This is a genomic window from uncultured Algibacter sp., from assembly GCF_947487575.1.
Classification (GTDB): domain Bacteria; phylum Bacteroidota; class Bacteroidia; order Flavobacteriales; family Flavobacteriaceae; genus Algibacter_B.
Window position 1 is genome coordinate 73,922 of sequence record NZ_CANKXG010000007.1, and the last position, 19,482, is coordinate 93,403.

Consider the following 19,482-nt stretch of genomic DNA (forward strand, 5'->3'; position numbering starts at 1 on the left):
GGGTTAAACCTAAATGTTTATGTATTATTGAAAATTGCGTTAAGGGTTTTCGTCGTTCAATTATCTATCGATAATCTTAACCTTTTTACTAAAGTAAAAAGATATAGCGGAAAGCCTAACCACAAAATTAAACCTTTTTTTAATTTTGTGGTAACACACTACTGATTTTATTAATTTAATAATCGTAAAAATCTGTTTTTTAGGTTTTTAAATTCAAAAAAGGTTCTGCGAATTGCAGAACCTTTTTTGCGTTTTTGTAGTAAAAATACCTTAAATTATAAAGTATTTACATTATTTAAATCTTCAAATGCCTTTTTTAAACGAGCTACAAATGTTTTTTCACCTTCGCGTAACCAAACTCTTGGGTCGTAGTATTTTTTGTTTGGAACATCATCTCCATCTGGGTTTCCAATTTGAGCTTTTAAATACTCAGATTTATTGCCCATATAATCTCTAATACCACTCATAAATGCATATTGTAAATCGGTGTCTATATTCATTTTAATTACACCGTAGCTTATACCTTCTCGAATTTCTTCAACAGTAGAACCTGATCCACCGTGGAATACAAAATCGATATGATTATGCTCTACTCCATATTTTTTTGAAATATGTTCTTGAGAATTTTTTAAGATTTTTGGAGTTAACTTTACGTTTCCTGGTTTGTAAACACCATGAACGTTTCCAAAGGCTGCGGCAATAGTGAATTGAGGACTTACTTTACTTAATTCTTCATAAGCATAAGCTACTTCTTCTGGTTGCGTGTATAATTTAGAATCGTCAACATCAGTGTTATCTACTCCATCTTCTTCACCACCTGTAATACCTAATTCAATTTCTAAAGTCATGCCCATTTTAGACATTCTTTCTAAATATTGCTTACAGATTTCAATGTTTTCTTCGATAGGCTCTTCCGAAAGGTCAATCATATGAGAACTAAATAATGATTTACCAGTTTCTTTAAAGTGAATTTCACTTGCGTCTAATAACCCATCAATCCAAGGCAATAATTTTTTAGCACAATGATCTGTATGTAAAATTACTGGAACTCCATAAGCTTCGGCTAGGGTATGTACATGTTTTGCGCCAGCAATGGCACCTGCAATGGCTGCATTTTGCCCATCGTTGCTTAGACCTTTACCTGCATTAAATTGTGCGCCTCCGTTTGAAAATTGGATAATTACTGGGGCGTTTAAATCTCTTGCAGTTTCTAAAACACCGTTTATAGTATCTGAACCGATAACATTAACTGCTGGTAAAGCATAATTATTAGCTTTTGCATGGTTGAAAATAGCTTGTACTTCCTTACCGGTAGCTACTCCTGGTTTTATATTGTGTCCCATTTTTTAAAATTAAATATGATTTCTTATTAGATAAGTACCAAAAGTAATCAATTTTTAAATAATTTGTGTTTGTTTTTTAGGTTGAAAACATTAAAATAACACTAAAACGTTATAGTGTTTTGGGTGGCACTAGATTATTTCAGTAGTAGGAAAAACGATTGTAAATGAAATCTTAATTAAGATAATTGACTGTTTTTTTTTGTTTTTAAAATGGATAGTTTATACCAATGTTGTAAACAGCATTTGAAAAATTATAGTCGTTAAACCATCTGTTTGCGTCTCTATACGAAGGGTCGTAGGTTTTAAAACCAATATCAAATCTAAATACAACAAAACTTAAATCATAGCGTAAACCAAAACCTGAGCCTACAGCAATATCTTTCAATGAGTCGAGTCCAGAAAATGTAGCTCTGTCATCTTCAACGTTGTCTAAAACATTCCAAATATTTCCAATATCGACGAAAATGGCACCGTTTAAATTACCAAAAAGATTGAAACGTTGTTCTGCACTCAATGCTAGTTTTAAGTTGGCTTCATTGAATTCATTGGTTGATTCAGAACTACCTGGACCTAAACTATATGCAGACCAAGCACGATTATCATTAGGCCCGCCTCCAAAAAAACTTTTCGAAAAAGGAATACTATTTGAATTTCCATAAGGAATGGCAATACCAAAAAACGCTCTGGTTGCGATTACATTTTTTTTACCTATATCCCAGTGTTTAATAAAATCAAATTCTGTTTTAACGTATTGTGAATATGCGACATCAAAAAGTTGGTAACGGTCATTACTGTCTTTTTTAAACCCAAGAAGATTTGAAGCACCGGCTATTAAATTACCAGCTATCTCTAATTTAAAACGAAATATTGAAAAATTATTATCAAATAAATTTTTACGATTATCTTTTGTAAAACTAAAGGCGGAAGAAAGAATAAGGTTATCTTCTGTTAGTCTTGATTTACGTTCATCTATACCATTAATTGTTACTAATTGAGTACTAGAAATATCATCTGGTTTAGGTTTGGTTAATGCATAATCTATAAATGTGTTTGCTTCAACTGGAACATCTAAATCCCTGTCAGCACTTATGTAGCCTATGTCTTGAGCTATTTCATTTAATGAGCTAAATGAGTTCGTATATACTCGAAAATAGTTATCTGTGTTTAAGTTTCTTACATATTGAATATTAAATAAATCTAATCTATTCGTAACTTTTGTGTTTGGGTACCAGTTGTAGCTAAAATTACCATTAAAACTTTGTTTGTCTAAACCAATATTAGTTTGACTCGTAATAGCTAAGCCTATATTAGTAGTTGGTGACATATGTTTTGGGATAATATTCTCTGTGTAAAAAGGAGAAAATATTCTTGGAATCGTTAGATTTAAATCAACACCGTATTCATTGATATCAAAAAATGGGTCACCATCAACTTTGGCGTCATCAGATGCTCCAATAGATGCGATACCAGATATTTCTAAGGTTTCGGCACCTCTAAAAACATTTCTAATTTGCAAACTTGGGTTTAATGAAAATCCAATAGATTGGATATTACTTTTTGATACATCTGCACTAAAATCTAAGTTAAACTTTTTTAGAGGTGTTAATCGAATAGTGCTACTTAATGTATTATCAGGGTTTTCAATATGTTCAATATTTGGGTATTTAAATGTACGAAGTTCGTTAATATATCTATATGTTCTTGTTCTATCAAGATCTCTGAAAAATTTCCCAGGAGTTATAAAAACAGCATCGGTTAAAGCTTTGGGACGAAAACGCATTTCACTATAACTATATAGTTTGTAACCACCATAGGAAATAGAGTCTTGAAATGGTTTGTCTCTATTCTCAAAAGTGTAGTCTGTTATTATTCTAACATCATTTATATGAAATATTTTGAATGGTTCTCTTCTTATTGAGTCTGGAGTTCTTACAGCTCTATCTTGAATTTTAATTGCAACGTTTACATTTTTATTAGTACCTATGGTGTCCATTTCAAAAGTGATATAATCTTTTTTGAAATGAAATATTCCGGAGTTTCTCAATTCACTAGAAATTCTTTCTTGCTCTAGTTCAAAATTACTAGTTTTATATTGCTCCCCTTTTTTAATTATTGTATTTTTTTTAATTTTTTTATATAGAGAATCAACAATGGGAGATTTTACAACTTGAGAAATAGAGTCGATTAAAAATGCTGGGCCAGTTTCAACTTTATAGGTAACTTTAGCACGTTTGTTTTCTTTTTCTTCAATATTAGACTCGGTTTCAACATTAAACCAGCCATTATTAAAGTAGTAATCTTCAAGGCGCTTAGAAGAACGTTTTGTTTTTTCTTCACTTACAATGGTAGGTGCTTCGCCTGTTTTTTTGAGCCAATTATTAAAACCAACAACCGATGCTTTTAATTTATCAATTTGTTTTTTAGAATATCTTTTTTCTAAACGTTTTCTTCGTTTAGGTTTTTTGTCTAACCAAGCTTCAAAAATTGAATCCCTATTTTTCCTTGCTGTATTGTAAAGGTGTAGCCTTAATGGCATACCAAGTATTTTTCTATTAGGACTTTGGTATAATAGGTTGTTTAAAGTTTCAGTATTGTTTTTTTTGTTATTTACTATTATAGAATTTTCAGTAAGTAAATGTTCGGTTTCAGAAACTCTCTTTACGGCATCACAAGAATAAAGATAACCCGAAAGTAATACTAAGATGAATATGTTTGAGAGTTGTTTTTTCAAAAGGGTTTTTGTTAACTTAAAATGTGTAGTGTTAAAAGATTATGTTCATTAAAATATCCTTAATTAGGAATCAAAAATACATTTTTTTACTCTTAAAAAATATTTAAATAGCCAGTCTGTTAGCTTATCTTATTAATAATTCCTTTTCTTTATAAAAAATTAATGATAGTTGCATGCTTTCTAAAAGTCAAATAAAATTAATAACGAGTTTAAAGCAAAAAAAATATAGACATCAACATGGTTTTTTTGTTGTTGAAGGTGTTAAAACAATAAAAGAGCTTTTGCAGTCTAATTTAGAACTTAACAAATTATATACTACAGAATCCTTCAATATTAATGCCAAAGACGAAGTTATTATTTCAGAAATGGATTTAAAACGTATTAGTTTTTTAACCACACCGAACAAGGCGCTGGCTGTTTTTAAAATACCTGAACCAAAACCCATTGATAATTCTGGATTGGTTATAGTACTCGATTCCATAAGAGATCCAGGGAATTTAGGTACAATTATTAGGTTATGTGATTGGTTTGGAGTAAAAGAATTAGTTTGTAGTACAGAAACGGTTGATTGTTATAACCCTAAAGTTATTCAGGCAACTATGGGGTCTATTACTCGAGTTAATATTAGTTATATTGATTTAATTTCATTTTTAAAGACAAGTAAACTACCTGTTTTTGGTGCTTTTATGGAGGGTGAAAATGTTTTTAAAAAGAAATTACCTAAAAAGGGCATTTTAGTAATGGGTAATGAAGCAAATGGTGTTTCAAAAGATGTTGAAGCAGTTATTACTGAAAAAATTTCTATTCCAAGGTTTGGGACTCTGCAAGCTACTGAAAGTTTAAATGTTGCTACTGCAACTGCTATTTTACTGAGTGAATTTAGAAGAGGTTAACCGTTTATCCTATTTGGTTAATAAATCTTTTGCCTTGACATTACGCAACTTACCAAAAATATGTCTACTGAAATGTAAAATTAATAAACACCCCACGAGTTTGCATGCCAGCAATATTACCTGTCCAAGGACTATTTGGGTCTTCATCTCTAATGAGTTCATCATTTATGCCAAAAAGGCCACGGATGGAGGGTGTAAATTTGAAGTTGTATAGATAGAAATCAATACCAAAACCTAATTCATAAAACAAAGAGTTTTTTGTTGTTCTGAATTGTCCATTATTATTATCTTCAGGATTATCCTGATTACTTGAGAGGTTAAGCGCTGTTGAAAAACCACCCACAATAAAAGGCTTGAAATTATTAATACGCTTAGTCGAAAATTTAACCAAAAGCGGTATATGTATGTATGTTGATTTTACTTCCCTAATTATATCTGACTCCTTTACATCAGGAATACCTTGAAACCATTCTTGATTGTAATACAACTCTCTTGTTGTAATTAATAAACCAGGTTCTAAACGTATATCTATAAAATTGTTAATTCTTAAATTACCTATTAACCCAACACTAAAACCCGGGCTTTTCTTTACGTAAATATCCTGTAAATCTGCTTCATAATCAAAGTTGAAATCGTAGCTGTTAATCCCTAAGAAATATCCCCAGCGTAGACGGTTATTATCTGTAGAACCCCGACCTTGATTGGCATCATAGTTTATTTTTTCTTTTTTAAAAAGCTGAGCACTAGAAGTTTCAACGATTAACAAAAATGATATTAATGCAAAAAAGTATTTCATGCGTATTACTTAGATGATTTATAAATTGTTGCCACACCTAATGTTTGTGGAAAATCTTCAACATTTATAAACCCAATATTACGTAAAATATTGTTCAGAGCTTCTCCAAACGGAAAAACAGATGCAGATTCACATAAATATTTGTAAGCGCTTCTGTCTTTAGAAAAAGCTTTACCAATAAGAGGTAAAATGTTTTTTGTGTAGAAATTGTAGCCTTGTTTATATGGTGTTTTAGTTGGCATGGAGGTTTCTAAAATTACAAAAGTACCTCCTGGCTTAAGGACTCTAAAAATTTCTTTAAGTCCGTTTTCAAGAGTTTCAAAGTTTCTAACACCAAAAGCAACCGTTATGGCATCAAATGAATTATCCTTAAAAGGCATATTTTCAGAATCACCTAAAATCATTTCTATCTTAGACTCTAAACCTTTCTTTTTAATTTTTTCCTTTCCAATGTTCAACATGCCACTACTAATATCAAAACCCACAATTTTTGTGGCATTAGTTTCTGCAAGATTAATAGCTAAATCACCCGTTCCTGTGGCAATATCTAAAATGGTGTCAGGATTAGTTTCCTTAACGATTTTAACTACTTTTTTTCGCCATTTAATATCAATTCCAAAAGAAATTACACGGTTTAAGCCATCGTAATCTTCAGAAATGGTATCAAACATTTTTGTTACCTGTTCTTTTTTACCTAAATCACTGTTTTTATATGGCTTTACTTTTGACAAATCTTAAAAATTTTGAGCAAAGATAAACTTTTAAGAAAGCATTACATAGCAGGATTATAATTAATTATATTGAATTGATTTCATGTTGAGATATCTAATTTATAGTATATTTGTACTACTTTTTATGATAATTAAACAATGAAGATAATTATTGCTGGAGCTGGTGAAGTGGGCTTTCATATAGCAAAACTACTTTCTTACGAGTCTCAAGAAATAACCCTAATAGACCCAAACAAAAAAAGTTTAGAGTATGCAAATACCCATCTAGATATTCGAGTTGTTAAGGGGGATGCTACATCAATTGCTATTTTAAAAGACGCACGTATTGATTCCTGCGAATTATTTATAGCAGTAACATCTAGTGAAACTACAAATATAACAGTGTGTGTGTTAGCAAAGCAATTGGGGGCTCAAAAAACTATTGCCAGAATTACTAATACGGAGTTTATTCATTTTAAGGATGAAGTTGGTTTTACAAAATTTGGTATTGATGAATTGATTTCGCCAGAAGCTTTAGCAGCTTCAGAAATTGAGTTGTCGCTAAAACAATCTTCTTTTAATGAGAATTATGAATTTGAAGATGGAGCACTTACTATGGCGGGATTAACACTTCCTAGGGCAGCATCTTTTGTTGGTAAAACGGTTAAAGAAGCCGCCGATATTTTTCCCGAAATACACTTTGTGCCCATAGCTATTCAGCGTTATGGAACCCAATATACTATTATTCCAAGAGGAGATACAAAGTTTAAACGTGGCGATAATGTCGTGTTTATTACATCAGAAGGTGGTGCAGATGAACTTTGTAGACTTACAGGCAAAATTAATAGAGATATTAAAAATGTGATGATTTTAGGTGGTAGTGAAATATCCTATAAAACGGCTAGGGACTTAAGTGATAAAGGATTAAATGTGAAACTATTTGAAGGAAATAGAGAAAGAGCATTTGAAATTGCAGAAGAATTAACAAAGGTGTTGGTAATTAACAGTGATGGGCGAAATGTCGATCTGCTTGATGAGGAAAATATTAGCGAAATGGATGCCTTTATTGCAGTTGGGCCCAATTCTGAAACAAATATAATGTCTTGTTTAGTTGCAAAATCCAAAAGTGTTAAAAAAACCATTGCACTGGTTGAAAACATGGATTATTTTGATTTGTCTCATTCTATTGGTATTGATACTTTAATAAATAAAAAATTATTAGCAGCAAATAATATTTTTAGATACATACGCAGAGGCGAAGTTGTAGCTATGACTAAGCTTAGTAATTTAAATGCTGAGCTGTTAGAGTTTGAGGTAAAAGGAACATCTGCCGTTTGTAATCAAGTAATTAAATCTATAGATTTTCCTAGAACTGCTATTATTGGAGGTGTTATTAGAAACGGTGTTGGAATGATTGCTCTTGGTAGTTTTAAAATTCAAGAAGGCGATAGGGTTGTAGTATGTTGTTTGTTGAAATCCATAAAGCGTGTTGAAAAATTATTTATTTAAAATAACTTCAAAGAAACAGTTTGTCAATTGAAACTCAATTATAAAATTATTTTTCATTTTTTAGGATTGTTACTATTGTTTAATGGTGGCTTTATGCTATTGTCAGCACTTATAAGTTTAATTTATAATGATGGTGTAACATTTCAAATATTTCTTGCAGGCATTATTACATTAGTTGTAGGTGTTATTAGTATGGCTTTTACTAGGCATCATAAAAAAGAAATGAATAAGCGAGAAGGTTATATAGTTGTAACCTTTGGATGGGTAATTATGTCATTAACAGGCACCTTGCCTTATATATTTACAGAAAGTATACCAAGTTTTACAAATGCATTTTTCGAAACTATATCTGGCTTTACTACAACAGGGGCATCAATTCTAAACGATATTGAAGCCGTGCCTAAAGGCGTATTGTTTTGGCGAAGTTTAACACATTGGATTGGTGGTATGGGAATTATAGTATTAGCCATTGCTATTTTGCCATTATTGGGTATTGGTGGCATGCAACTTTTTGCTGCCGAAGCACCAGGGCCAAGTGCAGATAAGTTACATCCCAGAATTACAGATACAGCAAAACGTTTGTGGCTTATTTATTTTGGCTATACTGCTGCAGAAACGCTACTTTTAAGTGTTGCAGGTATGTCTTTTTTCGATGCTATTAACCATTCTATGTGTACGCTTTCAACAGGAGGGTTTTCTACTAAAAATGCAAGTGTTGCTTATTGGAATGGGCAACCTATCATACAATATATTATTATATTGTTTATGTTTTTGGCAGGAACTAACTTCGTACTCAGTTACTTTGCTTTTAAAGGGAAAGTTCAAAAAATAATAAAAGATGAAGAGTTTAGATTGTACTTTTCATTTATTACCATATTTACTATAATAGCATCTGTAATTATTTATTTCCGAGCAGATATAAGCCAATCCTCAATTGTTCATCCTATGATTTGGGGAGAAACCGAAAGTGCTTTTAGGCACGGTATGTTTCAAGTCATATCGGTAATAACAACAACCGGATTTGTTACGGCAGATTATACATTATGGACGCCATTTTTAATGGTTTTCTTTTTTGGTCTTATGTTCTTAGGAGGCTCAGCAGGAAGTACTTCGGGTGGTGTAAAAGTGGTGCGTCATTTAATACTAATTAAAAATAGTTTTTTAGAGTTTAAACGTACGTTACATCCAAATGCTATTGTTCCTGTTAGGTATAACAAAAAAGCCATTAATAGATTTATTGTTTTCAATGTACTAGCATTTTTTATTCTATATATGTTGTCTTTTATTATTGGTTCTCTAGGCTTTTCTATGATGGCAATCGAGTTTAAATCTGCCATTGGTTTAGCTGCATCTACCCTAGGGAATGTGGGGCCTGCTTTAGGCGATTTCGGACCAGTAAATAATTACGCGGCATTGCCTGCAATAGGTAAGTGGTGGGCATCCTTTTTAATGCTCATTGGGCGTTTAGAACTTTTTACGGTACTCATTTTATTCACACCTTTTTTTTGGCGAAATAGATAATTTACATTTATTATTTAATTTTTTTTGGCGTTACCCAAAGGGTCGGGCTATCCGTTGCGAGTCCTCGTTTCTACGGGCTTTCTATTACTATTCCTAACGCAGATGTTATCTGCTAATTTGTTGATTATCATGAGTAAGGGTGTTACATTTTTTTAAGTAACTCGTCTAAATTATATAACCAATTAAAATCATCAATCATGGAATTAGTATTATCATCAAAAAATTTTAAACACTTATCTAATCAAAAAGAAGACTTAATTATTGAGCCTTCAGGGTTTTTAACTTCAGAATATAAAAATGTCGTTAAGTCAAGTTATAAAACAAAAAACTCAACTTCAATTTTTGGGATTAAGCAACGTATAAAAAGCAGAAATTTTATAACAAGTCGTGTAGCAGAAACAACTGTAAAATTATCTTTGTTTCTTACTATAATACTTTTAATTTTTAATTAATAGATTATTACAGTCTGTAACATTTTATTAAAATATGCTACATATAAATAAAGAAGTATCCTTTTTACTTTTTCGCTTAACTTCGAAATCGTTTTACTTTTAAATTTAGAAATTATGGGTGGAGAAGGCTCAATTATGGCTGCTAATAATTCTTTAAAGAATAACAGATGTCTTTTGTCAAAAAGAAGAGAAAAGGGTGCTTTAGGTGGTGGTTATGCCAATATTGAACTTAAAGAATTACCAAAGTCTACACCTGAGAAACTGTTAGAAATTAGGCAAAGACTTAAAAGAGAAAATAAAAATGCTAGAATCAAAAATATAGCATTATTTCTAGTATTAATTTTTGGTACGGTTGCTTTGGTTCTATCATTTAACACAATAAAAAAAGCCACTAAAATTATTTAGTGGCTTTTAAAAATTTAGAATTTTATAAGTTTTATTAACTCACAACCTCCTTAATACGCTTTATAGCTTCAATAATTTGTTCTTGCGAAGCTGCATAAGAAATTCTAATACAATCAGGATTTCCAAAAGCTTCACCAGTTACAGTTGCTACAAGAGCTTCTTCTAATAAATACAAAGAAAAATCAGTAGCGTTATTTATGGTTTTACCACGTAACGTTTTTCCAAAATAATGTGTTACATCTGGGAAAATATAAAAAGCACCATCAGGAGTATTTGCTTTAAACCCTTCAATATCATTTACTAAACCTAATATTAAATCACGGCGTTCTTTAAACTCGTCAATCATATATTGAACACGAGAAGGCGATTCATTCAAAGCAGTAATTACAGCACGCTGAGCAATACAGTTAGCACCACTAGTCATTTGCCCTTGCATTTTATTGCAAGCTCTAGCAATTTTTTCTGGAGCACCAATGTAGCCAATACGCCATCCAGTCATTGCAAATGCTTTTGATACACCATTAACAGTTATGGTGTTGTTGTACATATCGTCAAATTCAGCCATACTTGCATGTCCATCACCGTAGTTTATATGCTCATATATTTCATCAGAAACCACATATATATTTGGATGCTTAACTAAAACGTCAGCTAACCCTCTTAATTCAGCATTACTATAAACAGATCCACTTGGGTTACAAGGAGAACTAAGCCAAATCATTTTTGTTTTTGGCGTAATAGCAGCTTCAAGTTGACTTGGAGTCATCTTAAAATCCGTGTCAATAGAAGTTTTGATTTCTACTGGCACGCCATCATAAAGCTTTACAATATCAGAGTAGCTAACCCAGTAAGGACAAGGTAAAAGAACTTCATCGCCTGCATTAAGCATTACTCCAGCAATGTTTGCTAAAGATTGTTTAGCTCCTGTAGAAACAACAATTTGTGATGGAGTATACGTTAAGTTATTATCACGTTTAAACTTAGTGATGATAGCGTCTTTTAATTCACCATAACCATCAACAGGTGTATAAGAATTGAAATTATCATTAACAGCTTGTATAGCAGCTTCTTTAATAAAATCGGGCGTATTAAAATCAGGCTCTCCTAAACTTAAGCCAATAATATCTTTTCCTTCGCCTCTAAGTTCTCTTGCTTTTGCTGCCATTGCTAAAGTAGCAGACGTAGCCATGTTTAAAATTCTATCAGATAGTAATTGCATTTGTGATTGTATATTTATCGTATGTTAAATGTTAAGCTAAACTAGGAGGTTTCTGACCTAGCATTTTTAGTTGATTGTAGTGTTCTGAAACAGCCTGCCAAAACGTATTATACTCATTGTATGGTAAGCTAAATTCTTGAGCAGTTTCTTTTACTATTTTGGCAATTTTACTGTAATGTACATGGCTAATGTTAGCAAACAAATGGTGTTCTACTTGTCTGTTTAATCCACCAGTATAAAATTCAGCTAACCAGCTTTTTGGAGAAAAATTAGATGTTGTAAATAATTGGTGAATAGCCCAAGTATTTTTCATGTTACCGTTTTCATCTGGTAATGGCATTTCTGTATTAGGCATAACGTGCGCCAATTGGAATACAACACTTAATATAATTCCTGCCGTATAATGCATTACTATAAAACCTATTAAAACTTCCCACCAAGCAAAACCTAACGATAATGGTAAAACCACCCATAAAGAGTAATAAACTATTTTACCTATAATAAGTTTTGTCCATTGCGTTGCTGGATGAGGTAATTTGCCGTAAGCTAATTTTCTTTTTAAGTAGTTATATGTTTGTATAAAATCTGTAGTAATAGCCCAATTTGCAGTTAATAATCCATATAAAAAGAACGCGTAGTATTTTTGATATTTATGAAACCTAAACCATTTTGCATGTTTTGAAAATCTGATAATTCTACCAGCATCAATATCTTCATCATGTCCTTGAATGTTTGTATATGTATGGTGTAAAACATTGTGCTGTACTTTCCAATTATAGTCATTTCCGGCTAAAATATAAATACTACTACCCATTAATTTGTTAACCCATTTTTTACTAGAAAAAGAACCGTGATTAGCATCATGCATTACATTCATACCAACACCAGCCATGCCAACACCAACTATTACCATACCTAGTATTTGTGCCCAACCTGGTAAGTCTATAGTTAAGATTAAAATTGCAGGAACTAGTAATAATGAAAACATTATAATAGCTTTTGTATATAGTTTCCAGTTTCCAGTACGTTTTAAATTATTTTCTTTAAAATAATCGTTAACACGTTTGTTTAGTGTTTTAAAAAACTTTGCAGAGTCTTTTCTTGAAAATGAAAGCGCTTGTTTAGTCATGCTATTAACTTTAATATGATTAATTATAAATTGTTGATCATACCTGTGGCAAAGATAGGTATAAACCAATTGAAGTAATACCATTTTTTTGTAAAAATATGTGCATAAATAGTATACTTTTGTTCAAAATTTAACATATATGGAACTCATTTTAAAGTATTTTCCTAACCTTACGGAAGACCAAATACTGAAATTTAAAAAACTTGAATCTTTATATCAAGATTGGAATTTAAAGATTAATGTAGTCTCTAGAAAGGATATTGATGAGTTATATATGCGCCATGTTCTACATTCCTTAGGTATAGCTAAAGTTATTAATTTTAAAGATGGGGCAAAACTGCTAGATGTTGGTACAGGCGGAGGTTTTCCTGGAATTCCATTGGCTATTTTGTTTCCTGAATGTTCATTTCATTTAGTTGATAGCATTGCAAAAAAACTAAAAGTAGTAGATGAGGTTGTTGCGGGGTTAGGTTTAACAAATGTTAAAACAACACACAGTAGGGTAGAAGAAATTAAAGGGAATTTCGATTTTATTATAAGTAGGGCAGTAGCTGCAATGCCAACATTTGTGCATTGGGTAAAAGGTAAAATAGCAAAGGAACAAAACCACGCACTCAAAAACGGAATTCTATATTTAAAAGGAGGTGATTTGTCAGAAGAATTAAAGGATTACAGAACTACAACAATTTATAATTTAACCGATTTTTTTGAAGAAGATTTTTATGAAACTAAAAAAGTGGTACACCTTCCAATGAAATTTAAAGGATAACTAATCCATTTTAGCCAAACTAATTATTGAATTATTGAAATAAAAGTATTGATTTTGAAACCAAAAGGTGTTACTATACTGTTCAATACTTGATAATTTTTTATTAGGTATGATTATAGAATTCGCTCTATCAAAATATATTTTTGCTTGTACTAATTCATTGTTCTTATTATGTGCCATTGCTAGTCCTAAATAGGCATCAAAATCCATAGCATCAAACTTTATGGCTTCGTTAAAGTCAGAAATGGCATCATTGAATTTACCTAAAAAAAGATTTGAAGCACCCCTGTAAAAATAACCAAAAGCATTGTTTCTGTTGAGTCTTAGGGATTTTGTTAAATCCTTGTTTGCTTCTTGGTAATACTTAATGTCCATTAAAAACGCACCACGATTGTAATAGTTATTGGCATTAGGCGCTATTAAAATAGCTGTAGAGTAATCGGTTAAAGCATTTTTAAATTGTTCAATAGCTTTATAAGCCGAAGCTCTTAAAATATAGGTTTTTGGGTTATTAGGAGCTTGTTTAATAACACTAGTAAAATCTTTAATAGCACTTTCGTATTCTTCTAAGTCAAGTTTTACGCAAGCCAGGCTGTAAAGTGCATCAATAAAATTTTCGTCAAGAATAAATGCTTTAGCATAATCTTCTTTTGCTCCAATAAAATCTTTTATACTGTATCTGGAATTTCCTCTGTTAAAATAGGTGTCAGCATCAGGTTCTTCAATTATTATTTTTGAATAATCAACAATAGCGCCATGGTAATTTCCTAAGTCGTTTTTGGCAATGGCTCTATAGAAATAGGCGTCTAGGTTTTTAGGTTCTTCTGCGATAACTTGATTAAGAAGCTTAATTTTGTCGTTAAGGTCTGTGGTTCTAACCGCCTTTCTTAATGCCTTTTTTGCTTGCCCAAAAGAAAGTAAAGGAATGATAGTTAATAAAGTTATTAATAGTCTTTTCATTAGCAATATATGCATCAAATAATATGCCATTTATAAAAATTAAAGTTAGCACTATTTTTTTGATGTTTTAAGCTAAGAAAACATCTTTTTATTCATCTCTAAATTATTTTGGTTTAGTCTCAAGATTTTTTTTTGTAATATATATCCTCTTTTTATTTATTTAAAATAAGATTATTGTTATAAATAAAATGATTTTAGTGTGTTTTATCGATTTTTTATTGTGTTATGACGATAATTTATGTTATACTTGTGTAGCGATTATTTTAAATTGCTAGTCTCTCAATTAAAATTTAATGCCCAAAAATAGTTTAAATGAGACAGTACATACCACCCACCCTTTTTCAAAAAAACGTTTTTGTATTCTTTATTTTTATAGGATTAAATTATACCTTATTTTCTCAAACGGCCGATTTTAAGGTACAGCATATTCAAGATGAAGTTGGAAATACTGGTGAAACAAATACGAGTTTTACTGCAGTGAATTCATTAAACAGTGTCGTTGAATTGGCTAATAGTAATAGAAAAACTCATGGTGGGCCTCAAACACATAGTGGTAATCGCCCTGGAGATGATATGGCAGGAGCTAGACAGCTTACTGCTGCTGGTACTTTAACTTATTACAGGGAATCGAGTTCGGATAGTAGAGATATGCGTTTTAATACTTCTATATGGGAATATATTGGAGCATCTGGAGGAGATAATGAGTTAATAGTTAGAGGAAGGTATGCCGTTAATTTAAATGGAAGTACTAATAGTGTAGCGCAAGCGATAGCAGGCGTTATAAACGCAAATAAATGTATACCTTTTGTAACAGGAATAATGAATAGTGCCACATCACAAGATGCGGATTCAGCCACAGCTGTAGCTTATTTAGAAGATGCAACGACTTTAAGAGTACAGAAGGGTTCCAATGGAAACAATGTAACAGTATATATTACACTTGTTGAGTTTACAGGAATTAATTGGACGGTTTTACATGGAGATTCTGGAAATTCAAGTGCAGATTCAGGAACAATTACATTGAATGACGGTGCAGACGGGACGGGAACAGCAACAAATGTTTCAGACTGGAGTGAAGCAATAATTTTTAGTCATTTCAGAGCAGATACGGGAGCCAGTGGTGTTAACGATGCTATTTCTGATTTATGGCCAGTTACTGATCCTGGATCAAACAATCAAAGTGTAGATTGGACTTTTCATAGCAATCATGATTCTGCAGGAACCAATAGGCATTTTATACATGTTCTTACCAATACAGGATTGAATGTTGTGCGCTTTCAAAATACTTCAAGAAATGCTGGGGAAACAGCAATAGATATTACATCCGCCGGTTTAAGCGATATACATCAAGCACTTATTGTTGGGTCATCATCTTCAAGTGGAAGAGGTACAGCCTATGGAAGAGGATGGAGAAATTATTATCTAAATTCTACCACAGAGGCTGTGCATTGGGCGCATAGAAATAATAATACTTTATCTCACGAGATTCAAATTATCGATTTAAGTGGTTTACAAACTACATTTACTGGGCCTGAAATAAATGTGAAAGGTAATGGTGTAAATATTCCAGATGGCAATACAGCTATTTCATTAGTGGACGATACTGATTTTGGTCAATTAGTGGTTACAGGAACTGCATCAGAATCTCATACATTTACCATTCACAATCAAGGTACTAGTGATTTAACATTAGATAGTGCTAGTCCTTATGTAGTAATAACTGGGGCCACCGCTGATTTTACATTAACGGCAAATCCATCAACACCAATAACCTCTGGTGGAAGTACAACGTTTACAATTACTTATGACCCGATTACAGCAGGCTCACATACAGCTACAGTTTCAATAGCTAATAATGATACAGATGAAAATCCTTATACGTTTCTCATATTCGGTAGGGGAGAGTATTGTGGTGGTGCTGGTGATTTAACTTTTGATACTAGTGTGACTTATGTGGCTTTCAATACACTTAGTAATGCTGATAATGAAATTCCAAAAGATAATCCTTTTGAAGATTTCACGTCAATGTCCACTAATGTTTATAGAAATGCAACTCACAACTTTACAGTTAGAGTAAATACTGATGGTAATAATACCGTCTATACTAATGTTTGGATGGACTGGAACAACGATGGGGATTTTGATGACCCTGGTGAGGAATATGATATGGGGTCTGCAACTAATGTTTCAGATGGAGCAACCACTAATTCTCCTTTAGCTATTACAATTCCTTCTGATGCAGAGATTGGTTCAACCGGAATGCGAGTTGGAACAAAGATATCAGCATATCCAACTAGTTGCGAATCTGGTTTTAACGGTGAAGTTGAGGACTATTCAATTAATGTGGTTGATTATTTAATTGATTTTGATGGTGTAAATGAGTTTATTGATGTTGGAGATAATCATGATTTAACAAGTTCTTTTTCTTTGGAAGCATGGGTGTTGCAAGAGTTGGCAGTAGCTCAAGGAACAATAATATCAAATGGAAACATTGATGCAACTTTACAAACAGGATACCATTTGTCAATACAAAGTGGCTATCCAAATTTAACTTGGTATGATAACTCAAATAATGAGATTATAAACATAACATCACCGTATTTAATTCCTAATAATGAATGGCATCATATTGCCGCAACTTATGATGGAGTCGATGCAAAATTATATATTGATGGAATAGAAGTGGTATCTGGAGCAACTGTTACAGCTCCATCAAGTACAGTGCAAAGTTTTAAAATTGGTGCTGAAACTGTAAACTATGCTACAACCCCTTTACAAGCGAATTTTTTCGATGGAGCAATACAAGAAGTACGTGTTTGGGATGTGTCATTATCTGAAGATCAAATTAGAGAAATGATGAACCAACATATTGAACAAAACGGTACAAGCATTAAGGGGTCTACAGTACCTTTAGATATTTCAGGAGGTTTGCTATGGAGTAATCTATTGGGATATTATCCTTTGGATTCCAATACTGCATTTGATAGCTCAGACTATAGTGTGGATGGGACGCCTATGAATATAAAATTAATACAATCAGTTTCTGCTCCACTACCTTATGAAACCGATGGAGATAGTGATTGGGATGCTAGTACAACTTGGTTAAATGGTGATGATGTATACATACCAAATTCTATAGGTGTGGATGCAAGTACCACTATTGATTGGAATATTGTGGAATTAACAAATGATGTAAGTTCTGGGGATAGGGACATTACATTAAATAGTTTAGTAACCATAGCAGGAACACTTACCATTGCAAATCCAACCGAATTTTTAGATGAGGCAAATTCAGGTCATAGTTTGACAGTCTCTAATTATTTGGAACTTGATGGAATTATTGATTTGGTTGGTGAGTCACAGTTGGTACAGACCGAAGGAAGTGTCCTTGATGCCAGTAGTGGCGGTTATATTGAAAGAGATCAGCAAGGGACAGCTAATGGTTATAACTATAATTATTGGTCTTCGTCAGTAAGTCATCTTGGTGGAGATGTGGATGTTAGAGGGACTGGTATAGCGGCAACAAATGCCAATTATACTATAAGCGGAGAAATTAATGACGGCTCATTATCGGCATTTTATCAAGACCTGTTGTTTAGTGATGATGTTGATGGAAGCGGTTCTATACCTCCTCCAGGATTCGCTAAAACTATAAGTACGGCCTGGCTGTATAAGTTTTATGGTGAGTCAGACAATTATTATGCTTGGAATAAAATTGATGAATCGACACCTATACTCCCAGGGGAAGGATTTACAATGAAAGGAACTTCAGGTTCCATTCCAATTTCAACAAAACAAAATTATGTATTCACAGGACTACCATTTAATGGAGATATTACATTGGAATTAGATAATACTTCTCTTGAGATAGCTAGGTTAATTGGAAACCCTTATCCATCGGCTATTGATGCCACCGAGTTTATTTTGGATAATATGAGTATTGCAGATGGAGGAAATAATACAACCGGAACAATTTTTAACGGAGCATTATATTTTTGGGACCATTTTGGTGAGCAAAATTCACATGTATTAAAAGACTATGTGGGTGGCTACTCAACACGTAATTTGATAGGTGGTGCTATCGCAATTTCAAATGATTCTAGAATTGATGATAATATGGCAGCAGGAACAAAAATTCCTGGACAATACATTCCAGTGAATCAAGGTTTCTTCGTGTCTACCGCTTTAGATGGTTTTGATAATGATAATGGAATGCCAATAGCAACAGTAGATGGTGGGGATATTGTTTTTAAAAATAGTCAACGTGTTTTTGCAAGAGAAGATGGTTCAGCTTCAATATTTGTAAGACCATCAAATGCAAAAAAAGAAAGTACTACGTCTAATAATGAAGATAATACACCTAAAATTAAATTAAAGTATATCTCTCCAAAAGGTTATCATAGACAAATAGTTTTAGGTGCAAATGAAAATGCATCAGAAAGTTTTGATATTGGCTATGATGCTTTTATGATAGATGTGGGTGAAGAGGACATGTATTGGTATTTTGCTAATAGTAAATTTGTAATTCAAGGTGTTAATAAGTTTGAAGATACTCAAGAATTTCCATTAGGATTGATAGTTAAGGAAGCTGGAATTATAAAAATAAATTTGGATGAACTGGAAAACATAAATAAAAATATGGCAGTTTATATTAGAGATTATGTAACAAACGAAACATATAATATTAAAAATAATTCTTTTGAGTTGTTTTTAGAGCCTGGTAATTATAATGATAGATTTGCATTAGTTTTTAACAGTGCGTCACTCGATGTAGAAGAAAATAACGGGCCAATAGCCGATATTCGGGTGTATTATATTAAGGAATCATCACAATTAAAAATAACAAATAAAAAGAATATTCATTTATCGAGTATAGATTTGTATAATATTTTAGGTCAAAACATAACTTCTATAAAGTTAAATTCAACTAAAGATGAATCTATTAAACTAAATGTTTCAGCTGGCGCTTATATTGTTAAAATCAAAACAGAGAAAGGGAATCTAAGTAAAAAAATAATTACTGAATAGTTGTTTTTAGTTTAGCC

14 protein-coding genes are annotated in these 19,482 nt (G+C 32.1%); 7 read left to right on the forward strand and 7 right to left on the reverse strand.

Translation table 11 applies throughout. The features are described from left to right. Nucleotides 1–275 precede the first annotated feature (275 nt). Both fbaA and Q0870_RS09025 read right to left on the reverse strand, forming a co-directional pair. Complete coding sequence (gene fbaA / locus Q0870_RS09020; RefSeq protein ID WP_298554775.1) at nt 276–1,343, reverse strand: class II fructose-bisphosphate aldolase; 1,068 nt, start codon at nt 1,341–1,343, stop codon at nt 276–278. 205 nt (nt 1,344–1,548) lie between these two features. Next, nucleotides 1,549–4,074, reverse strand: coding sequence for a BamA/TamA family outer membrane protein (locus tag Q0870_RS09025; protein WP_298554777.1), 2,526 nt, complete (start codon nt 4,072–4,074; stop codon nt 1,549–1,551). 173 nt (nt 4,075–4,247) lie between these two features. Here Q0870_RS09025 and Q0870_RS09030 point away from each other — a divergent pair, with 173 nt between their 5' ends. After that, nucleotides 4,248–4,967, forward strand: coding sequence for an RNA methyltransferase (locus tag Q0870_RS09030; protein ID WP_298554780.1), 720 nt, complete (start codon nt 4,248–4,250; stop codon nt 4,965–4,967). A 64-nt stretch (nt 4,968–5,031) separates the two neighbouring features. Here the strand turns inward: Q0870_RS09030 and Q0870_RS09035 are convergent, their stop codons facing one another. Both Q0870_RS09035 and ubiE read right to left on the reverse strand, forming a co-directional pair. Then, the gene (locus Q0870_RS09035; protein ID WP_298554783.1) at nt 5,032–5,763 is read right to left on the reverse strand and encodes a porin family protein; all 732 of its coding nucleotides are present in this window, start codon (nt 5,761–5,763) and stop codon (nt 5,032–5,034) included. 5 nt (nt 5,764–5,768) lie between these two features. After that, complete coding sequence (gene ubiE, locus Q0870_RS09040; protein ID WP_298554786.1) at nt 5,769–6,494, reverse strand: bifunctional demethylmenaquinone methyltransferase/2-methoxy-6-polyprenyl-1,4-benzoquinol methylase UbiE; 726 nt, start codon at nt 6,492–6,494, stop codon at nt 5,769–5,771. A gap of 138 nt (nt 6,495–6,632) precedes the next feature. On the opposite strand from ubiE, the gene trkA reads away from it, so the two are divergent. The 4 genes from trkA to Q0870_RS09060 all read left to right on the forward strand — a co-directional run bounded on the left by trkA (nt 6,633) and on the right by Q0870_RS09060 (nt 10,360). Next, complete coding sequence (gene trkA, locus Q0870_RS09045) at nt 6,633–7,982, forward strand: Trk system potassium transporter TrkA (RefSeq protein ID WP_298554789.1); 1,350 nt, start codon at nt 6,633–6,635, stop codon at nt 7,980–7,982. A gap of 27 nt (nt 7,983–8,009) precedes the next feature. After that, nucleotides 8,010–9,503, forward strand: coding sequence for a potassium transporter TrkG (locus tag Q0870_RS09050; RefSeq protein WP_298554792.1), 1,494 nt, complete (start codon nt 8,010–8,012; stop codon nt 9,501–9,503). A gap of 197 nt (nt 9,504–9,700) precedes the next feature. Next, entirely contained in the window at nt 9,701–9,955 is a 255-nt protein-coding gene (locus Q0870_RS09055; RefSeq protein ID WP_298554795.1) for a hypothetical protein, read from the forward strand. A gap of 114 nt (nt 9,956–10,069) precedes the next feature. Then, the gene (locus Q0870_RS09060; RefSeq protein ID WP_298554798.1) at nt 10,070–10,360 is read left to right on the forward strand and encodes a hypothetical protein; all 291 of its coding nucleotides are present in this window, start codon (nt 10,070–10,072) and stop codon (nt 10,358–10,360) included. Nucleotides 10,361–10,394: 34 nt separating this feature from the next. On the opposite strand, the gene Q0870_RS09065 is transcribed toward Q0870_RS09060, so the two are convergent. Continuing rightward, nucleotides 10,395–11,579, reverse strand: coding sequence for a pyridoxal phosphate-dependent aminotransferase (locus Q0870_RS09065; protein ID WP_298554801.1), 1,185 nt, complete (start codon nt 11,577–11,579; stop codon nt 10,395–10,397). A 31-nt stretch (nt 11,580–11,610) separates the two neighbouring features. Beyond that, a complete protein-coding gene (locus Q0870_RS09070) occupies nt 11,611–12,708 on the reverse strand; it encodes an acyl-CoA desaturase (protein WP_298554804.1) in 1,098 nt (365 codons plus the stop codon). 139 nt (nt 12,709–12,847) lie between these two features. On the opposite strand from Q0870_RS09070, the gene rsmG reads away from it, so the two are divergent. Then, nucleotides 12,848–13,477: a 16S rRNA (guanine(527)-N(7))-methyltransferase RsmG gene (rsmG, locus tag Q0870_RS09075; RefSeq protein WP_298554807.1), complete on the forward strand. Its 630-nt coding sequence runs from the start codon at nt 12,848–12,850 to the stop codon at nt 13,475–13,477. Here the strand turns inward: rsmG and Q0870_RS09080 are convergent, their stop codons facing one another. Then, nucleotides 13,478–14,437, reverse strand: a complete 960-nt coding sequence (locus tag Q0870_RS09080) for a tetratricopeptide repeat protein (RefSeq protein ID WP_298554810.1) — start codon at nt 14,435–14,437, stop codon at nt 13,478–13,480. It abuts the gene before it with no gap. 312 nt (nt 14,438–14,749) lie between these two features. On the opposite strand from Q0870_RS09080, the gene Q0870_RS09085 reads away from it, so the two are divergent. Continuing rightward, the gene (locus tag Q0870_RS09085; RefSeq protein ID WP_298554813.1) at nt 14,750–19,465 is read left to right on the forward strand and encodes a LamG-like jellyroll fold domain-containing protein; all 4,716 of its coding nucleotides are present in this window, start codon (nt 14,750–14,752) and stop codon (nt 19,463–19,465) included. Nucleotides 19,466–19,482: the final 17 nt, after the last annotated feature.